Source organism: Xanthomonas albilineans, from assembly GCF_009931595.1.
Lineage (GTDB): Bacteria > Pseudomonadota > Gammaproteobacteria > Xanthomonadales > Xanthomonadaceae > Xanthomonas_A > Xanthomonas_A albilineans.
On sequence record NZ_CP046570.1, the window covers coordinates 3,224,491 to 3,242,845 of the forward strand.

The window sequence follows — 18,355 nt, forward strand, 5'->3', positions numbered from 1 at the left end:
CCGTGGGGCACCTTCATTGCCCCTATGCGCAGGATGGGGCAAGCTAGCGGCCGTTTTCGCCCGATACCTGACGCGCGTGCGCCGAGCTCTCCGCCTGCTACCCCTTCCGTTCAGTATCGCCCTCTGTCTGCCGACAGTGGCGGCCGAAAAGCCGCCGAACTGGGGTCTGTGCCCGACCCCCGACGTGCTGCCCAAGTTCGACGACGCCCCCAAGCCGGATCCGAAGCTCGCTGCGAACCGCGAACAGCAGCCGACCGATGTCGAGGGCGACCAACTCTCGGGCACCACGACGATCCCGAACTACACCGGCAATGTCGCGCTCAAGCGCGGCGACCAGTTCATAGGCACCGACAGCCTGCGCATGGACACCGAGACCGGCAACTACATCGCTCAGGGTCACGTGCGCTACCAGGATTCGTCGATCCGACTGATCGCCGACCGCGCCGAGGGTAATCAGGACACCAACACCCACAAGATCACCAACATCCGCTATCAGTTGACCTCCCGGCGCGGCAACGGCACCGCAAACTCGGTGGATCTGCAGGGTGCGCTGGGACAAATGCACCACTCCACCTATACCACCTGCGATCCCTCGCAACGGGTGTGGGAACTCTCTGCACCGGAGATCGACGTCGACAGCAACGAAGGGTTCGGCACCGCGCGCAACGCGGTCCTGAAAATCTACAAAGTCCCGATCATGTACTCGCCCTGGTTCAAGTTCCCGATCAACGACAATCGCACCAGCGGCTTCCTGTTCCCGACGTTCGGCTTCAACAGCCGCAACGGTTTCGACTACATCCAGCCGTACTATTTCAATCTTGCGCCGAACTACGACGCCACGCTGTACCCGCGCTTCATGAGCCGACGCGGCCTGATGCTCGGCAGCGAATTCCGTTATCTCTACGATGGCGGCAAGGGCGAGGCACTGGCGGGCTACCTGCCCAACGATAAACTGCGCGACAAGGACCGCGGTCGCTTCCAGTACCAGGGCTACCACAACATCAACCCGCAATGGCAGGTGCGCGCCTCGTTGATCTGGGTCAGCGACGATCGCTATACCGAAGACTTCTCCAACCGCCTGCTTGGCAACACCGTCAGCAACCTGCAGAGCACAGTCGGCGTCTATGGCAGCGGCGAGACCTGGACCGCCGGGCTGATGGCCGATCGCTGGCAATTGGCCGACTACACTCTCACTGAAGATTCGCTGCCCTACAGCCGCCAGCCGCGCGCGTTCTTCAACTGGAACAAACCGCTCGGCGACTACTTCGAGGCCGGGCTGTACAGCGAAGCGGTGCGCTTCGTACACGACGATATCCACGCCAAGGATGCGCTGTACAAGCGCACCGGGGTGGTCACCGAGCGGCCCGGCGGCGACCGCCTGGATCTCAAACCCTACATTTCCATGCCGCTGGCCGGCGCCGCCTGGTTCCTCAAGCCGACCCTGGCCTGGCGCTATACCGCATACCAATTGGAAAAAGATCTTGCGACCACGCTCGGCGGCGACACCACGCCCTCGCGCAGCCTGCCGATCGCCAGCGTCGATGCCGGCGTCTACTTCGACCGCGATACCAAGCTCGGCAAAACTAATTATCTGCAAACCCTGGAACCGCGACTTTTTTACCTGTACACGCCGTACCGGGACCAGAACGACCTGCCTATCTTCGACACCCGCGAATTCACCTTCAGCTGGGGCCAATTGTTCCGCGATTCGCGCTACACCGGCGCCGACCGCCAGAACGATGCCAACCAATTGACGATGGCGCTGAGTTCACGCCTGCTGCGCCAGAACGACGGCAAGGAAAAGCTGTCGGTCAGCCTGGGACAGATCCTGTATTTCGACGACTCCCGGGTCAGCCTGCCCAACAGCGACACCACGATCGCGCAGGGCAAGTCGGCCTGGGTCGCCGACGCCAACTACATGATCAACGACCGCTGGACACTGGGCACCACCTATCAGTGGGATCCCAAGTATCACCGCAAGGATCTGGCCAGCTTCCGCATGCGTTACCTGCTGCCGGGCGACGGCATCATCAACGTCGGCTATCGCTACCGCCGCGACCTGCTGGAGCAGGCCGACGCCTCGTTCCTGTACCCGATCAACCCGAACTGGAGCCTGGTCGGCCGCCATTACTATTCGATGATGGACAAAAAGCCGCTGGAGAGCATCCTCGGCGTGCAATGGGACAGTTGCTGCGTGGCCGTGCGCGCGCTGGCGCGGCGCTACGTGCGCAATCGCACCGGCGCAATGGACACCGCGTTCCAGATCGAATTCGTCCTGAAGGGGTTCTCCTCGCTGGGGCAGGACACGGACCGCGTTCTGCGCCGTGCTATCCTCGGCTACAACCGCGACGACCTGTACTTGGTCCCGCCCAGCAACACCACGGCCGATCCGGACGCTTACGATCCGAACCAGATTCCATGACCAAGACCCTCTCTGCTTTTCTCCTCGCCGTGCTGGCAATCGCTGGCGTATCCGCCCAGGCCGCCGTACAACAAACCCAACCGCTGGATCGCATCGCTGCGGTGGTCGACGAGGATGTCGTGTTGCAGAGCGAGCTGGATCGTGCCGTGCGCAACGTCAAGGCGCAGTATGCAGGTCGCGACACGCAACTGCCGCCGGATAACGTGCTGCGCCGCCAAGTGCTCGAACGCCTGGTTCTGGTCAAACTGCAAGTGGCCCGCGCCAACAGCACCGGCATCCATGTCAGCGACGACGAACTGAACCGCGCCATTGCCAGCATCGCCCAGCAGAACAACACCGACGTGGACGGCCTGCGCAAGAAAATTGCCGCCGACGGCATGTCCTACGACGACTTCCGCAACTCGGTGCGCGACGAAATCACCGTGCAGCGCCTGCGCCAGAGCTTCGCGCAAAGCCGCATCAACGTCAGCGAAAGCGAAGTGGACGCCGCCCTGACCCAGCAAGCGACCACCGGCACCCAATACCACCTCGCGCATATTCTGGTCGGCCTGCCGGAAGGCGCCACTGCCGAGCAGATCAAGACCGCGCAGGGCAAGATCGATGGCGTCAAGAGCCTGATCGACAAGGGCGAAATCGACTTCAATGCCGCTGCCGTGCGCTACTCCGACAGCCCCAACGCCCTGGAAGGCGGCGATCTCGGCTGGCGCAGCCTGGACGAGATCCCGAACGCATTCGCCCAGTTGATCCGCGACATGAAGCCCGGCCAGGTGGCTGGCCCGCTGCGCGGCCCCAGCGGCTTTCAGTTGCTGAAGCTGGTCGAAGTACGTGACGCCGCCGCCAACCCTGAAAAGAAGACCGTCACCGAGTACCACGCCCGCCACATCCTGGCACGGGTGAGCGACGCGCAGCCCGATGCCGCCGCCAAGGCCAAGATCGAGACCTTGCGCGCGCGCATCGCCGGTGGCGCCGATTTCCAAAAAGTGGCCAAGGAAGCCTCCGATGATACCAACAGCCGCAATCAGGGCGGCGATCTCGGCTGGTTCCCGATCGATGCGTTCGGCGCGGATTTCGGCCACCAGGTCGAAAGCCTCCAAGACGGGCAGATTTCTCCGCCGTTCCGCACCGAGGCCGGCTGGCACATCCTGCAACGGGTCGGCGAACGTCAGACCGACGTCACCAGCGACACGCAGCGCGCCCAGGTTCGCGAGACCATCGGTCGTCGCAAGCTGGAGGAAGAGTACAACCGCTTCCTGCAGGAAATGCGCGGCGAAGCCTACGTCGACCTGCGCCTGGGCAACACCGACACGCCTACACCGGCCACCGAGACCACACCGGCGCCGGCTCCCGCCGCTGCCAAACACTGAACCATGCGCCCCTCGCTCGCGCTGGTCCCAGGCGAGCCGGGCGGGATCGGCCCGGAGCTGTGTGTGCGGCTGGCGCAACAGCCGCGGCACGACTGCCAACTGCTGGCTTTCGCCGATCCCGACACCCTACGCGCCGCCGCCGCGGCGCTATCGCTGCCGCTGCAACTGCTGCCCGAATCCAGTGCCGCCCTCGCCCCCGGCGACCTGCGTCTGCGCGTGGTCGCCAACACCCTACCCAACCGATTCGGTCGTACCGAGGCGGCCAATGCCGCCGCGGTGATCGGCGCGTTGACCCAGGCCGCCGACGCCTGCCTGCGCGGCGAACTGGCCGGCATGGTCACCGGCCCGGTACACAAGGCCGCGATCAACGCAGGCGGCATCGCCTATACCGGCACGACCGAACTGCTGGCCCAGCACGCCGGCTGCGAGGTCGTGATGATGCTGGCCAACGACATCGTGCGCGTGGCGCTGGTCACCACGCACTTACCGCTGCGCGCAGTCGCCGATGCACTAACCCCCGAACTACTGGAACGTAGCCTGCGCATCACCCACGCCGCGCTACGCCGCGCGTTCGGCATCGCCATGCCCACCATCGCCGTACTCGGACTCAACCCACACGCCGGCGAGGACGGCCATCTGGGGCACGAGGAGATCGACGTGATGCGGCCGGTGCTGGAGGCCCTGCGCGGCGAGGGCATGCGCTTGCTCGGCCCGCTGCCCGCCGATACCGCGTTCCTGCCGCAGAAGCTCACCGAGGTCGACGCCGTACTGGCGATGTACCACGATCAAGGGCTGCCGGTGCTGAAATACAGTGGTTTCGAGCAGGCGGTGAATCTGACCCTGGGCCTGCCCTACCCGCGCGTGGCGGTCGACCACGGCACCGCGCTGGAACTGGCCGGTCGCGGCCTTGCCGATCCATCCAGCCTGTTCGCCGCAGTCGCCTTGTGTGCGCAACTAGCCGCGCGCCAGGATGGATAACCGTGCCTGCATTGCAGTAGACACTTCGGCTTCGAGTGGCCCACACCCATGGGAAATCCGGGACAAGGCGCGTCTCGGCTGACAACGGGCACGGCAGCAGCGCGGAACCGCCCAAAGATACCGCTCATGGCCTGCGGAGGCGATCCAAGCCCCGTCGGACGAGCGTGCGGATCATGCCAGCACGCAGCATCGTCCATCCCATGCCGATAAAATGCACACCATGACCTCCTCTCCCGGCTTCGGCGCACCGGCCAAGAAATCGCTCGGCCAACACTTCCTCAGCGACCGCCACTACATCGACAACATCGTCCGCGCGGTCGATCCCAAACCGGGCGACCGGCTGGTCGAGATCGGCCCCGGGCAGGGCGCGATCACCTTCCCCCTGCTGCGCCGGCATGGCCAACTGACGGTGATCGAATTCGACCGCGACCTGATCGAACCACTAACCACCGCCGCAGCCAACCTCGGCGAACTCACCATCCTTCACCGCGATGTGCTCTCGGTGGACTTCGGCGCGATGGCCGGCGATGGCCGTATCCGTCTGGTCGGCAACCTGCCCTACAACATCTCCTCGCCGATCCTGTTCCATGCCCTGGACCATGCCGCGGCGATCACCGACATGCACTTCATGCTGCAAAAAGAGGTGGTCGACCGGATGGCCGCCGCGCCAGGCAGCAAGGTCTACGGCAGGCTCAGCGTGATGCTGCAGGCCTACTGCGAGGTGACCGCCCTGTTCGTCGTACCGCCGGGTGCGTTCCGCCCTCCTCCCAAAGTGGATTCAGCGGTGGTGCGGCTGGTCCCGCGGACTGCCCAAGAGGTTGGCATCGCCGATCCGCGCCGCTTCGCCGACGTGGTGCGCGCCGCGTTCGGGCAACGCCGCAAGACCCTGCGCAATGCGCTCAACGGCGTCTGCGATGCCCCGCAGTTCGAGGCCGCTGGGGTACGCGCGGACGCGCGCGCCGAGCAACTCGCGGTCGCCGATTTCGTGCGGCTGGCCAATCTACCGCTCTCCTGAGCCAGCGACTCCAATGGGGTGTGCCTCCCTTTCACGATGGGCTCCTCGGCGTGGGTCGTCCATTCCGGCGTCCGCTTTGCTTACACTGTGAGCATGAATGATGACGCCCCCTATCGCATCGAGGTCGAAGTATCGCCCCGATTCCTCGTCGACCAATCGGCACCTGAGGAAGGGCGCTATGCGTTCGCCTACACGATCCGCATCCGTAACCGTGGCCGCATCGCCGCACGCCTGATCGCCCGACACTGGGAGATCACCGACGGCAACGGGCGGATCGAGCGCGTGGACGGGGACGGGGTCGTCGGCGAGCAGCCGCGGCTGCGCCCCGGCGAGGATTTCCGTTACACCTCCGGACTCATGCTGGAAACCGAACACGGCATGATGAGCGGACACTACGACATGGAAGCCGACGACGGCACCCAGTTTATCGCCGCAATCGCGCCATTCGTGTTATCCGTGCCACGGACCCTGCACTGATGGCGGCCGCATGAGCGTCTGGGCAATCGGCGACCTGCAGGGATGCTACGACATCACCCAGCGGCTGCTGGAAAAAATTCGCTTCGATCCGGCGCTGGACCGGCTGTGGTTCTGCGGCGACCTGGTCAACCGCGGCGGGCAGTCGTTGGAAACGCTGCGCTTGGTGCATTCGCTGCGCGAACACAGCGTGGTGGTGCTTGGCAACCACGACCTCTCGCTGCTGGCGATCGGCGAACGCAATGCGGACGAACAGCGCAAGGTCAACCCGGACTTGCAGCGCATCGTGCTGGCCGAAGACCGCGACGAACTGCTGACCTGGCTGCGCATGCAGAAACTGCTGCACGCCGACCGCGCACTAGGGTGGATGATGATCCATGCCGGACTCGCGCCGAAGTGGACCACGGCCATAGCCGAAAAACACGCACGCGAGGTCGAGCAACAACTGCACGGCAACGGCTACCGCAGGCTGTTGCGCAACATGTACGGCGACCGCCCGGCATGGACGCCGGGGCTGACCGGCTACGACCGTTCGCGCGCGATCATCAACCTGTTCACCCGTGCGCGCTATTGCACTCCGCGCGGTCGCATCGCCATCGAGGAAAAAGGCGCCCCCGGCACCCAGGCACAGGGCCTGTATCCCTGGTTCGAAGTGCCGGGACGGGTCGAGCGCGACCTGAAGATCGTCTGCGGCCACTGGTCCGCGCTGGGCCTGACCATCACCCAGGGCGTGCATGCCATCGACACCGGTGCGGTCTGGGGCGGCAAGCTCACCGCACTGCGTTTGGATAGCGAGGAGCTACAGGTCGTGCAAGTCCCTGGGCGCGCGGTCGAAGGCCCCCCACCGGCAGCACGCGCCAGCACGCCGCGGCAGCGTAACCCTCAGAAACGCAGCACAACCACGCCCTCGCCGGGCCAGGACTGATCGCTTCGCACAGCCGGGCGCCTACACGGCGCTCGGTCGGCGCTGGTAGTCGACGAACTCGAACGCCAAGGCGTGGCGGGCATCGACCGGATGCGGTTGCCGTGCCAGCACCTCCCACTGCGCCGGGTCGAACGCAGGGAAATGTGCGTCGGCGCCATCGACCAGCGTATCGACATGGGTCAGGTACAGCCGTCCGGCCAGCGGCAGCGTCATGGCGAAAATATCGCCACCGCCGATGACCGCCAGTTCCGTGGCACCGGCATCCCGGACCGCATCGAGCGCCGCCCGCAACGACGCCACAGGCTGCATGTCCGCGAACGGCACATGTCCCGATCGAGTCATGACCAGATTCAATCGCCCCGGCAGTGCGCGCCCCAGCGACTGCGCGGTCTTGCGCCCCATCAGCACTGGCTTGCCCAGAGTCAACGCTTTGAAGCGCTTCAAATCGTCCGGTAGCCGCCACGGCAGGTCGTTGTCGCGACCGATGGCATTGGCCTTGTCGATCGCCGCGAACAGCGTCAACGCGACCATGAACGCGCGCCCCGACTACTCCTGGAAACCCGATCGACTTCGTCGTAGTACCTGGCTGCAACCTTGCGCACCATCTCAATGAAGATCAAGACCAAGAAATAAAAAGCCAAGAAAAGAGAAGACTGGAAAGGATGGGCGGAAACTGCCAAAAGCATTCCTTCCAGTGTCAACTGCTGACCGGGAAAGAGCATCATCCTGGCAATTCCCAGGAGCGGCAGCACCAACAGGCCACTGATCAGACTGACCGATACACCAGTGGCGACCGCCATTAGGTGATCTGCGAACTTTTCCTGCGCAAAAACCGAGCGCCCGGCGCGCGGTGACTTGCCGGCACTCATACCGCTACCGGCGCTTTGATCGCCGGATGCGGATCGTAGCCTTCGATCGCGATGTCGTCGTAAGTGAAGGCAAACAGATCGGTGACTGCCGGATTCAGACGCAACCTCGGCAACGGCCGCGGCGTGCGCGCCAACTGCTCGCGCGCCTGCGCGAAGTGGTTGGAATACAAATGCGCATCCCCCAGTGTATGCACGAAATCGCCCACGCCCAGGCCAGTGGCCTGCGCCACCATGTGCGTGAGCAACGCATAGCTGGCGATATTGAACGGCACGCCGAGGAAAATATCGCCGCTACGCTGGTACAACTGGCAACTGAGTTTGCCGTCGACCACGTAGAACTGGAACAGACTGTGGCACGGCATCAACGCCATCTGCGGCAGCTCGGCCACGTTCCAGGCACTGACCACCAGTCGGCGCGAATCCGGATTGCGCTTGATTTCGTCCACCAGCCACTGCATCTGGTCGATTTCGCGACCGTCGGCACCGGCCCAGCGCCGCCACTGCTTGCCGTACACCGGGCCGAGTTCGCCCTGCGCATCGGCCCACTCGTCCCAGATGCTGACCTTATTGTCCTTGAGGTAGGCGATGTTGGTCTCGCCTTTCAGGAACCACAGCAACTCATGCACGATCGAACGCAGATGCAGCTTTTTGGTGGTGACCAGGGGAAAGCCCGCATTGAGATCGAAGCGCATCTGCCAACCGAACACGCTGCGCGTACCGGTTCCGGTGCGGTCGGACTTCTCCGCGCCATGTGTGAGCACATGACGCAACAACTCCAGATACGGGGTCATTTGGCAACCTCCATCGGCGGCACTGGCTGCAGTACCGGTGCGCTACGCGAGCGCCACAACAAGAATAGACCGAACAGAATCAGTGGCGTACTCAAGATCTGCCCCATGGTCAACCAGTGAAACGCCAGATAGCCGATCGGTGCATCCGGCACGCGCACGAACTCCACCGCGAAACGGAATACGCCGTATAAAAGCGCGAACAGGCCAGACACGGCGTAACGCGCACGCGGCTTCATCGAGAATGTCCACAACACCGCGAACATCGCCAGACCTTCCAACGCCGCCTCATAGAGCTGCGAGGGATGCCGCGCGAACTTGTCCAACGCGCCGGCGGCGTATTGCGCCTGAATCTGTGCCATCGGCCAATACTGCAGTTCCGGCGCACGCGGAAAGATCACCCCCCAGCCCGCGTCGGTGAACTTGCCCCACAACTCGCCGCCGACGAAGTTACCGATGCGACCGAATCCCAGCCCCAGCGGAACCAAGGGGGCGATGAAATCCATGGTGTCGAAGAAATGCAGGCGCGCCTTGCGCGTCCACCACGCCGAGGCGACCAGTACGCCGATCAGGCCACCGTGGAAGCTCATGCCGCCATCCCATACCTTGAACACCAACAACGGATCGGCAAGGACATCGTGCAACGCGTAGAACAGCATGTAGCCGATGCGTCCGCCCAGCACTACACCGAGCATCGCGTAAAACAGCAGGTCGGAGAACCCGTCAGCATCCACGCCCGGCAGGCGCCCGGCACGGATCCGGCTGCGTCCCAGCCACCAGGCCGATACGAACCCGGCCAAGTACATCAAACCATACCAGTGCACTTTCACCGGGCCGAGCGAGAAAGCGATGGGATCGATCTGGTGGAGATAGGTCATAGGGAGACGTGAGCCGGGAGGCAAAGATTGCCTATTCTGCCACCGACACCGCCCGACACCGCATCGCCATTGGCATGGGTATCGACACAGACCGCTTCATCTGCGGGCAGGTCACAGCGCAACCACTCACCCACCGCGAGTAGGCATCTCATATCGTCCGCATTCGGCGGTGCCCGACGCATCACTTGCCGGCGCGGTGCCTACTGGAGGCCGCGCCGCGCCGACGCATCAGCAGATTCAACCATTCCACCAGCACCGAGAACCCCATCGCCGCATAGATATAGGGCTTGGGCACATGCACGTCCAAGCCGTCCAGGATCAGCACCACGCCGATCATCAGGATGAAGGCCAACGCCAGCATCTTCACCGTCGGGTTGGCATCGATGAAGCTGCCCAACGGATTGGCCGCCAGTAGCATCACCGCCACCGCGAGCAACACCGCGGCGATCATCACCGGAATGTGCTGCGCCATGCCCACTGCGGTAATCACCGAATCCAGCGAGAACACGATGTCGATCACCGCGATCTGCGCGATCACCATCCAGAACACAGCGGACGCCTTGCCGGTGCCGGGATCGGCCTCCTCGCTACCGACGATCAACTCGCGGATCTCCATACTTCCCTTCACCAGCAGGAACAGGCCGCCGAGGATCAATACCAAGTCGCGGATCGAAATGCCCATGCCGGCAACGCTGAACAGTTCGCCCTGCATCCGCGCCAGGAACGCCAACGACACCAGCAACGCGATGCGGGTCAGGCACGCCAACGCGATGCCGAACCTGCGCGCACCCGGACGCTGGGCCTGCGGCAACTTGCCCACCGCAATGGAGATGAACACCAGGTTGTCGATGCCCAGCACGATTTCCAACGCGCTCAACGTCAGCAGCGTGACCCAGGTGTTGGGATCGGCGAGGAATTCAAGGGCCATGCGGGCACATCCTTTGACGATGGAGAAGACCGGGAAGAATCACAGCATGCGCGGCAGCAGGATCAACCCCCAGCACAGCACCGCATTGCCCAACATCAGGAACACCGCCGCCGAGCCCATGTCCTTGGCCCGACCGGCCAGTTCGTGATGTTCCGGACCGTAGCGCTCGATCACCGCCTCGATCGCGGAATTGAGCAACTCCACCGCCAGCACCAGCAGCAGCGAGCCGATCATCAAGATCTGCTGCACCGGCCCCTGCCCCAACCACAGCGCCAATGGCGCCAGCAGCACGCACAGGCACACTTCCAGGCGGAACGAGGACTCATGCAGCCAAGCCGCACGCAAGCCCTGCAACGACCAGCGCGTCGCCATCAACATACGACGCGGTCCACGCGGCACGTGCCCGAATTGGTCGGCCATGGCTCAGCGCAGCCCTGCGCAATGCGGATGCAACGACGAAGGCCGGAGGAGAACGGTCATGGGCAATGGCGAAGCCGGGTACGCGCCGATTTTGCCATAAGCCGCGCTCCTGCGCCGAGCGCATGGTGGATTTCCCCGCCTGCGGCAGCTGCAGCATGATCTTCCATTCGCGAATAAGCTGCGGTTGATCTTGTGCCATCAACGCTGGAACCGCAACGACCGTCGGACGCAGCGCTCACTTGGCCGGATCGAAACACACCGTGGCGGTGATGCCACCGCCCTCGGCGCTTTCCAGCCCGACCCGCCAGCCAAAGCGGTCACACAACCGATGCACAATCGACAAGCCAAGCCCAGTTCCCTGCGGCCGATCTGACTCGGCGCGGAAGAATGGCTCGAAGGCACGCTGCAACGCGTCGTCTGACATACCGATGCCGGTATCGCGGATGCTGATCCGGTCTTCTGCGACCTCCACTTCGATGCGACCGGCATCGGTGTAGCTGCAAGCGTTGCGCAGCAGGTTGCTCATGACCACGTGCAACACCCGTGGCGGCGCATGCAAGCGCACAGGGGCAAGCACACGCACGCTCAGCGCAACCGGCTTGCCGCTCAGCAACTCGCGCGCATTCTCGATCTCGTATTCGATCACGTCGGCGACCTCGAAGGTCTCGCTCTGCGGCACAACATCCGCTTCGCGCGCCAGGATCAAAAATGCATCGATCACCGCTTCCATGTCGCGCCCGGCGCGCTGAATGCGTTGCAAGCTGCGATTCAAGCGTGGCGGCAAGTCGGGATCGGTCATCGCGATGTCGGTGGCGACGCGGATCACCGTCAGCGGCGTACGCAATTCGTGGCTCGCGTCGCGGGTGAAATTGTGCTCGCGCGCGACATGCTCCGTGACGCGTTGCGCCAGCGCATGCAGCGCCAGGGCCAATTGCCGCGACTCGCCCTGTACCTCGGCCGGCAGATTTTCCGGCGCCAACTCGGCGGCGACCGGATAACGCGGATCCCATTGCGAGACATGACGCGCCAGCCAGATCACTGGCGACAGCAAACGCCGGGAGGCACGCCAGGTCAGCCAGGCAAACAGCAACACCGCGACTAGGATCAACACAACCGGCACGACCCCGAACCAGAATATGAGGCGTTGCACTTGCGCACGCATGAACACCAGATACAGGCGTCCGGCCGGCGTCTGGTCGACCAACACAATTTCGCCGCCGGGACGATCCACGTGCATACCAGGCGCCAAGGTGCGCAAGCTGGCCGGCACGCCAATGTCCAACTGTCCGGGCGGCACCAGGTAACCGCGCAGGCTATGGCTGTCCGGCGGCGGCTGTTGCGGCAGTTGCGCGCGCAATTGCCAGTAATGGCGTGCTTCCTCGTGCAGGATCGAGCCGACCAACGAATACTGCACAATCACCACCACCAGATAACTGGCGAGCGCGAGGACACAGCCCGCGAACAGGACGCGGGCGATCGGGGGCAAGCGGAATTTACGCGATAAACTGTGCGGCATTGCAGCGTCCATGATCATTGCCGCGATTATAGAAAGAGTGATCGTGAGCCCTTCGTGCAAGCGGCCCCATCCACTGGGGCCGCTTGCACGCCACGATCAGCCGCAGGCTCAACTCATCGGTTGGGCGATGTCGGCGATGCGGTAGCCGGCACTCTGCACGGTGTGCAGCAGCGGGCGGTCGAAGGGTTTGTCGATGATTTTGCGCAGGTTGTACAGATGACTGCGCAGCGTGTCCGAATCGGGCAAACCATTGCCCCAGATCTCACGCTCAATCTCTTGGCGTGTGACCACACGCGGCGATTCGCGCATCAAAATGGTCAGCAGGCGCAGGCCAATCGGCGACAACTGCAATTCGCTACCGGCGCGGGTGGCACGCATGCTCACTGGATCCAGCACCAGATCCGCCACTTTCAGCACTTCCGCACCGACCTGACGACGCTCGCGACGGATCAACGCGCGCAAGCGCGCCTCCAATTCTTGGATGGCGAACGGCTTGGTCAGGTAATCGTCTGCACCAAAGCCAAGACCGGTAAGTTTATCGTCGAGCGTATCGCGCGCGGTCAGCATCAGCACCGGGGTGGACTTGCGCGCATCGTTGCGCAAGCGGCGACACACCTCGATGCCGTCCAGACGCGGCAGCATCAGATCCAGCACGACCACGTCGTAGCTGTTCTCCGCCGCAAGGCGGTAGCCATCCAAACCATCGCAGGCGTAATCCACTTCGAATCCGCGCCCTTCTAAATACTCACCGATCATCTCGGAAATGTTGCGGTTGTCCTCAACGACCAAGACAAGCCCTGATGTTTCCTTGTTCTGACGCATAACCCCATCCCCTATTCTTCAGCTTTGTGAAACATGATCGATGCGAGGTGGTGACAGTGTGAAGATCGTTGCGATTCATTCGGAATCGAAAAAATCTACTTATTAATCAATGACTTGAGTTTTGACCATACGTTATCCAGAACCTTCGGCTGAGCGGCGGCGGTGGGATGCAACCCATCGTCCTGCATCAGCGTCGGATGCAGTGCCACCCCCTCCAGCAGGAACGGCAACAGCCCGGTCCGGTACTGTGCGGCCAGATCGGCGTAGACCGCGCGCAGCCGCTGGCGATACGCCGGCCCATAGTTCGGCGGTACATCGATGCCCAGCAGCAAGACCTTCGCGCCGGCACGACGGCTCAACACGATCATTCGCTCCAAGTTGGCGCGTAACTCTGCGGGCGCGAGGCCCCGCAGCGCGTCGTTGCCACCGAGTTCGATGACCACCACCGAGGGCTGATACTTCTGCAGCAGGGTCGGCAATCTGGTCAACGCACCGGAGGAGGTCTCGCCACTGATACTTGCATTGACCACCACTGGCGGTGTCCGCAGTTGCTGATGCATGCGCTTGTCCAACAGCGCCACCCAGCCAGATTCGGCCGGGATATTGTGCGCGGCGCTTAGGCTATCGCCAACCACCAGCACCGGTCCCATGGCATCTTTGGCACAGGCGATGATGGGCAGCAGCACACACCATGCCAGCCACAGCCAGACACTACGCATCCAGACCAACCTCCTTCTCGTCGCATCGCCACGCATCATTCGGAGATTCCCTCATCGACAGTCAGACCACCCCCACTCCCCGCACCGGCATCGCCATCGATGTGCGCGATGTCGGCAAATCCGTCAGCGGACCGGAGGGCACGGTCCACATTCTCGACAAGGTCGGATTGACCATCGGTGAAGGCGACAGTGTCGCCATCGTCGGTGCATCCGGCTCCGGCAAGACGACCCTGCTCGGCCTGCTCGCCGGTCTGGACCTGCCCACGCGCGGCGAAATTTTGCTCGCTGGGCAGCCCCTCAACGCTCTCGACGAGGAAGCGCGGGCCGCGCTGCGCGCACGCGCGGTCGGCTTCGTGTTCCAGAGTTTCCACCTGCTACCGTCGCTGACGGCGGCGGAAAATATCGCGCTGCCGCTGGAACTGGCCGGACGCGAAGAGCCGGTACGGGTCCGCGAGGTGCTGGAGGCGGTTGGCCTGAGCGCGCGCGCCAAACACTATCCACGGCAGTTGTCCGGCGGCGAGCAGCAGCGCGTGGCGCTGGCGCGCGCGTTCGTGGCGCGGCCGCGGATTCTGTTCGCCGATGAACCCACCGGCAGCCTCGACCAAGCCACCGGACAGCAGATCAGCGACCTACTGTTCGCGCTCAACGCCAGCAACGACACCACGCTGGTGCTGGTGACCCACGACCTGCGCCTGGCGCAGCGCTGCGCGCATCGCTACCGGCTCGACGGTGGCCGCTTGCGCGTCGCCGACACGGCGCCCGGCGCATGAACCTGCTGCGCCATGCCACACGCGCCCTACGTCGCGAGTTGTTCGCCGGCGACCTGCTGACCGTGTTCGCCGCCCTGGTGTTGGGGGTAGCGGTGATGACCGCAGTCGGCACACTGGTCGACCGCGTCACCCTGGCACTGACCGCAAGCGCGGCGGAGGTGATCGGCGGAGATCTCGGGGTCAGCGGACGCCAGGACATTCCCGCCGCTTTCGCCCAGGAGGCGCAGCGCCGTGGCCTGCGTAGCACCCGGGTGGTCAGCTTCCCGAGCGTGCTGTTCCATGGCGACGCCAGCCAGATGGCCACCATCAAGGCAGTGAGCGACAGTTATCCCTTGCGCGGGGAACTGCGGGTGGCGCGCGAGCGCGCCAGTACCGATAGCGAAACCGCCGGACCGCCTCCGCGCGGCCAGGCCTATGCAGATCCGCGCCTGCTCGATGCACTGGGCCTGCGGCTCGGGGATGCGCTGGAATTGGGTGCCGGCAGCGTGCGCGTCACCCGGGTTTTGCGCGCCGAACCGGACGCTTCCGGCGAGTTGATGCAACTGTCGCCGCCACTGCTGGTGAACCGTGCCGACATCGATGCCGCCGGCCTACTCGGCCCCGGCAGCCGCGCCTCCTACCGGTTGATGTTCATCGGCCCTGCGAAGGAGATCGCCGCCCTGCGTGCATGGCTGGCACCGCGCGCCAAGGCATTGCGCCTGATCGGGATCGAAGACAGCCAGCGCGGCATACGCGGCACCTTCGACCGCGCCGGACGCTTCCTGGCGCTAACGGCATTGCTGGCGGTGCTATTGGCCGGCGTCGCCACGGCGCTGGCCGCCAACCGTTTCGCGCTGCAGCGCATCGACAGCGTAGCGATACTCCGCTGCCTGGGCGCGCGCCAGCGCGACATTCTCGGCGCATTGGCACTGCAATTGCTGCTGCTGGCGATTCCGGCCTGCGCGCTCGGCGTGGGTCTGGGCATGCTGACACAACTCGGTTTGGTCGCAGCACTGGGCAACCTGATCCCCGACCGGCTGCCGCTGCCGCACGCGGCACCGGCACTGAGCGGCGCCGGCATCGGCCTGTTGCTATTGCTCGGCTTCGGCCTGCCGCCGCTGTTGCGCTTACGCGGCGTGCCGCCGATGCGCGTGCTCAACCGTAGCTTCGCCGCCCTGCCGCCAACCTCGCTGCTGGTCTATAGCGCCGCTCTGGTCGCCACCGTGGCGCTGGCGGTCTACGCCACCGGCGACGGCGCGCTGGCGGCATGGGTCCTGGGCGGACTGAGCCTGTTGGCGACGCTCGCTGCCTTGCTCGGCAGCGTGCTGCTGGCGTTACTGCGGCGATTGCAGTCGCGCCTGCGTGGTCCCTGGAAACTGGGCCTGGCAGCGCTGACCCGACGCCGCGCGTTGAGCGTGGTGCAATTGGTGGGCCTGTCGCTGTCGTTGTGCGCCTTGCTGTTGCTGGCGGTGATCGGACCCGGCCTGCTCGGACAATGGCGTGAGCGCTTGCCAGCGAACACACCGAATTATTTCCTGATGAACATCCAGCCGGAACAAACCGAGCAAGTGCTCGCCACCCTACGCGGACTCGGCATCGCCGATCCGACGGCGGAGCCATTGAGCACCGGCAAACTGGTAGCGATCAACGGCAAGCCGCCACAACGCCACACGCAAGGGCCAGACGACGACGGCGATACCGCCGACCGTCCAATCAACTTCTCCTGGCGACACCAGTTCCCACCCGCCAACCGTTTGTTGTCAGGCCGCTTTTGGAGCGCGAGCAGCACTGCGGCCGAGGCATCGGTGGAAGAAGCCTGGGCTCGGCGCTACGACCTGCGACTCGGCGATCGCATCACCTTGTTGCTCGGCGAGCAGCAGCGCAGCTTCACGGTGACCAGCGTGCGCAAGGCCAACTGGGATTCGTTCCGAGCCAACTTCTTCCTGCTGCTCAACGCCGGTGCAGTGCAGGATGCGCCGTACAACCTGATCTGCGCGTTCCATCTGTCACGCACTTCCGCAGTCAAACTGAGCATCCTCAGCCGCACATACCCGAACGTGTCGTTACTGGACATCGATGCAATTCTGCAACGAGTGCGGGAGGTCATCGATCGCGTGGCGCAGGCCGTGCAAGTGGTCATGGGTTTCAGCCTGCTGGCCGGCACCTTGGTGCTGTTGTCAGCATTACAGGCGACCGCTGGCGAGCGCCGCTACGACAGCGCGGTATTACGCACGCTGGGTGCACGTCGTGGGCAACTGCGCGGCGCGGTCCTGGTGGAATTCGGCGCACTCGGCCTGATCGCCGCGCTCCTGGCGGTCGGCGCGGCGGCGATCATCGGCGTGGTAGTCGCCCGGCAAGCCTTCGAGCTGACCCTGATGCCGCCATGGCCAGCACTGCTGCTCGGCGGCCTCGGCGGTGTGGCATTGAGCCTGCTCGCCGGCTGGTCAGGGACGCGGGGCATCTTGCGCACGCCGCCGGCCTTGGCACTACGCGAGCAATGAACGCGACCGGCGCTGACGCCGGGTGTGCGCTCAGCGCGTGGTCGGCGCGGGTTCAACCCATTGCGCGAACACCGCGTCGATCTGCGCATCGGTCACCGGCTTGCCCTGCTGCACGGTCTCGGCCTGCGCGAACAGCGGCACGATCATCGCCATGCCGTCGCGCCCGGTTTTCAGATGCACACCCGGCCCGGTGCCGAGCCATTTGTCCCAACGCACGCGCACCCTGGCCCAGTAGTCCCGCGTCGCCTTCCAGTAGGCATAGGCCGGCGCGAAATCGACGTCCTTTGTCTTGACGTAGTCATTGAAGCCGAACTCGCGCGCAATGTCGTGCTGGCTTCCGTCCGGCATACGCCTGACCTTGGTGTTGAACTGTTCGTGGGTCCAGCCAGCCGGGGTCAGCGTGTGACGGTTAACCACCATCAGCGCACTGTAGTCGCTGCGTTTGGTGTATTCGCGGCGCGGCAAGGGCCGCCAACTCAGGTCGCTGGTCCAGGTCGGATGGCCGTCTGCATAGTCCCAGCGCCCGGTGCCGCAGTAGCGTGGCGCATCGCTGACCTCGTACACGCACTGGGTCCACGCGCCGCGCGTCGCCGCTGCGGCGAGCGGGCGCACCTGCCATGTCTGCTCGGCGCTGAATTCGAAGCGCTGCGACGCTTCGTAGATCCACTCCTGGCGCCAGTGCTTGGTCACGTGACCGCTCTTGGTGTCTACCAGCAGATGTTGCAATACCACCTTGCGTGGGCTGTCCTCGACTACGACCACCAGTTCGTCGCCACCGCTGCGCTGCGGCGGCGCGCGTTTGTAACCGGGTTGCAGCAACACTGTCTCGTCGAAGGCAAAATTTACTGAGTATTCGCCCTGCATCGCCAGGATACTGGCGCGGTCGCGCATCGGCGCGGCGTCCTCGGCGTGGGCGGGAACGGTGCTGACAAGCAGCAGGAGCGGGAGCGGATACGTTGCGTTCATCGTATGGTGTGTGGTCGGGTC

19 protein-coding genes are annotated in these 18,355 nt (G+C 64.3%); 8 read left to right on the forward strand and 11 right to left on the reverse strand.

Features of this window, described 5'->3' with window-relative positions:
* Positions 1-76: 76 nt before the first annotated feature.
* The 6 genes from lptD (at position 77) to XaFJ1_RS13505 (ending at position 7,178) form a co-directional block, all read left to right on the forward strand.
* Complete coding sequence (gene lptD / locus XaFJ1_RS13480) at positions 77-2,422, forward strand: LPS-assembly protein LptD (RefSeq protein ID WP_012917231.1); 2,346 nt, start codon at positions 77-79, stop codon at positions 2,420-2,422.
* Complete coding sequence (locus XaFJ1_RS13485) at positions 2,419-3,786, forward strand: peptidylprolyl isomerase (protein ID WP_012917232.1); 1,368 nt, start codon at positions 2,419-2,421, stop codon at positions 3,784-3,786. The genes lptD and XaFJ1_RS13485 overlap by 4 nt, the downstream gene beginning before the upstream one ends.
* Before the next feature lie 3 nt (positions 3,787-3,789).
* Positions 3,790-4,764: a 4-hydroxythreonine-4-phosphate dehydrogenase PdxA gene (gene pdxA, locus XaFJ1_RS13490; protein WP_012917233.1), complete on the forward strand. Its 975-nt coding sequence runs from the start codon at positions 3,790-3,792 to the stop codon at positions 4,762-4,764.
* A gap of 220 nt (positions 4,765-4,984) precedes the next feature.
* Positions 4,985-5,779 (forward strand): 16S rRNA (adenine(1518)-N(6)/adenine(1519)-N(6))-dimethyltransferase RsmA, encoded by a 795-nt coding sequence (gene rsmA, locus XaFJ1_RS13495; protein WP_012917234.1) that lies wholly within the window; start codon positions 4,985-4,987, stop codon positions 5,777-5,779.
* A gap of 93 nt (positions 5,780-5,872) precedes the next feature.
* The gene (gene apaG, locus XaFJ1_RS13500; RefSeq protein WP_012917235.1) at positions 5,873-6,256 is read left to right on the forward strand and encodes a Co2+/Mg2+ efflux protein ApaG; all 384 of its coding nucleotides are present in this window, start codon (positions 5,873-5,875) and stop codon (positions 6,254-6,256) included.
* Between the two features lie 10 nt (positions 6,257-6,266).
* Positions 6,267-7,178, forward strand: coding sequence for a symmetrical bis(5'-nucleosyl)-tetraphosphatase (locus XaFJ1_RS13505; protein WP_012917236.1), 912 nt, complete (start codon positions 6,267-6,269; stop codon positions 7,176-7,178).
* Between the two features lie 21 nt (positions 7,179-7,199).
* On the opposite strand, the gene XaFJ1_RS13510 is transcribed toward XaFJ1_RS13505, so the two are convergent.
* The 10 genes from XaFJ1_RS13510 to XaFJ1_RS13550 form a co-directional block, all read right to left on the reverse strand.
* Entirely contained in the window at positions 7,200-7,709 is a 510-nt protein-coding gene (locus XaFJ1_RS13510) for a dihydrofolate reductase (RefSeq protein ID WP_012917237.1), read from the reverse strand.
* Positions 7,697-8,047, reverse strand: a complete 351-nt coding sequence (locus XaFJ1_RS13515) for a hypothetical protein (RefSeq protein WP_045757027.1) — start codon at positions 8,045-8,047, stop codon at positions 7,697-7,699. Before XaFJ1_RS13515 ends, XaFJ1_RS13510 begins: the two co-directional genes overlap by 13 nt.
* On the reverse strand, positions 8,044-8,838 hold the full coding sequence (locus tag XaFJ1_RS13520; protein ID WP_012917238.1) for a thymidylate synthase: 795 nt from the start codon (positions 8,836-8,838) through the stop codon (positions 8,044-8,046). The genes XaFJ1_RS13515 and XaFJ1_RS13520 overlap by 4 nt, the downstream gene beginning before the upstream one ends.
* Complete coding sequence (lgt, locus tag XaFJ1_RS13525) at positions 8,835-9,713, reverse strand: prolipoprotein diacylglyceryl transferase (RefSeq protein WP_012917239.1); 879 nt, start codon at positions 9,711-9,713, stop codon at positions 8,835-8,837. The genes XaFJ1_RS13520 and lgt overlap by 4 nt, the downstream gene beginning before the upstream one ends.
* A 181-nt stretch (positions 9,714-9,894) precedes the next feature.
* Positions 9,895-10,641 (reverse strand): TerC family protein, encoded by a 747-nt coding sequence (locus XaFJ1_RS13530; RefSeq protein ID WP_012917240.1) that lies wholly within the window; start codon positions 10,639-10,641, stop codon positions 9,895-9,897.
* Positions 10,642-10,680: 39 nt separating this feature from the next.
* Complete coding sequence (locus XaFJ1_RS13535) at positions 10,681-11,061, reverse strand: diacylglycerol kinase (RefSeq protein ID WP_012917241.1); 381 nt, start codon at positions 11,059-11,061, stop codon at positions 10,681-10,683.
* Positions 10,964-11,260: a hypothetical protein gene (locus tag XaFJ1_RS15825; RefSeq protein ID WP_162596417.1), complete on the reverse strand. Its 297-nt coding sequence runs from the start codon at positions 11,258-11,260 to the stop codon at positions 10,964-10,966. The genes XaFJ1_RS13535 and XaFJ1_RS15825 overlap by 98 nt, the downstream gene beginning before the upstream one ends.
* Positions 11,261-11,296: 36 nt before the next feature.
* Positions 11,297-12,577, reverse strand: a complete 1,281-nt coding sequence (locus XaFJ1_RS13540) for a sensor histidine kinase (protein WP_045757405.1) — start codon at positions 12,575-12,577, stop codon at positions 11,297-11,299.
* Positions 12,578-12,685: 108 nt separating this feature from the next.
* Positions 12,686-13,399: a response regulator transcription factor gene (locus tag XaFJ1_RS13545; protein WP_012917243.1), complete on the reverse strand. Its 714-nt coding sequence runs from the start codon at positions 13,397-13,399 to the stop codon at positions 12,686-12,688.
* Between the two features lie 95 nt (positions 13,400-13,494).
* The gene (locus XaFJ1_RS13550) at positions 13,495-14,154 is read right to left on the reverse strand and encodes an arylesterase (RefSeq protein ID WP_045757406.1); all 660 of its coding nucleotides are present in this window, start codon (positions 14,152-14,154) and stop codon (positions 13,495-13,497) included.
* A gap of 131 nt (positions 14,155-14,285) precedes the next feature.
* On the opposite strand from XaFJ1_RS13550, the gene XaFJ1_RS13555 reads away from it, so the two are divergent.
* A complete protein-coding gene (locus tag XaFJ1_RS13555; RefSeq protein ID WP_045757407.1) occupies positions 14,286-14,888 on the forward strand; it encodes an ABC transporter ATP-binding protein in 603 nt (200 codons plus the stop codon).
* Complete coding sequence (locus tag XaFJ1_RS13560) at positions 14,885-17,368, forward strand: ABC transporter permease (RefSeq protein ID WP_012917246.1); 2,484 nt, start codon at positions 14,885-14,887, stop codon at positions 17,366-17,368. The genes XaFJ1_RS13555 and XaFJ1_RS13560 overlap by 4 nt, the downstream gene beginning before the upstream one ends.
* A gap of 30 nt (positions 17,369-17,398) precedes the next feature.
* Here the strand turns inward: XaFJ1_RS13560 and XaFJ1_RS13565 are convergent, their stop codons facing one another.
* A complete protein-coding gene (locus XaFJ1_RS13565) occupies positions 17,399-18,334 on the reverse strand; it encodes a DUF6607 family protein (RefSeq protein ID WP_012917247.1) in 936 nt (311 codons plus the stop codon).
* Positions 18,335-18,355 lie beyond the last annotated feature (21 nt).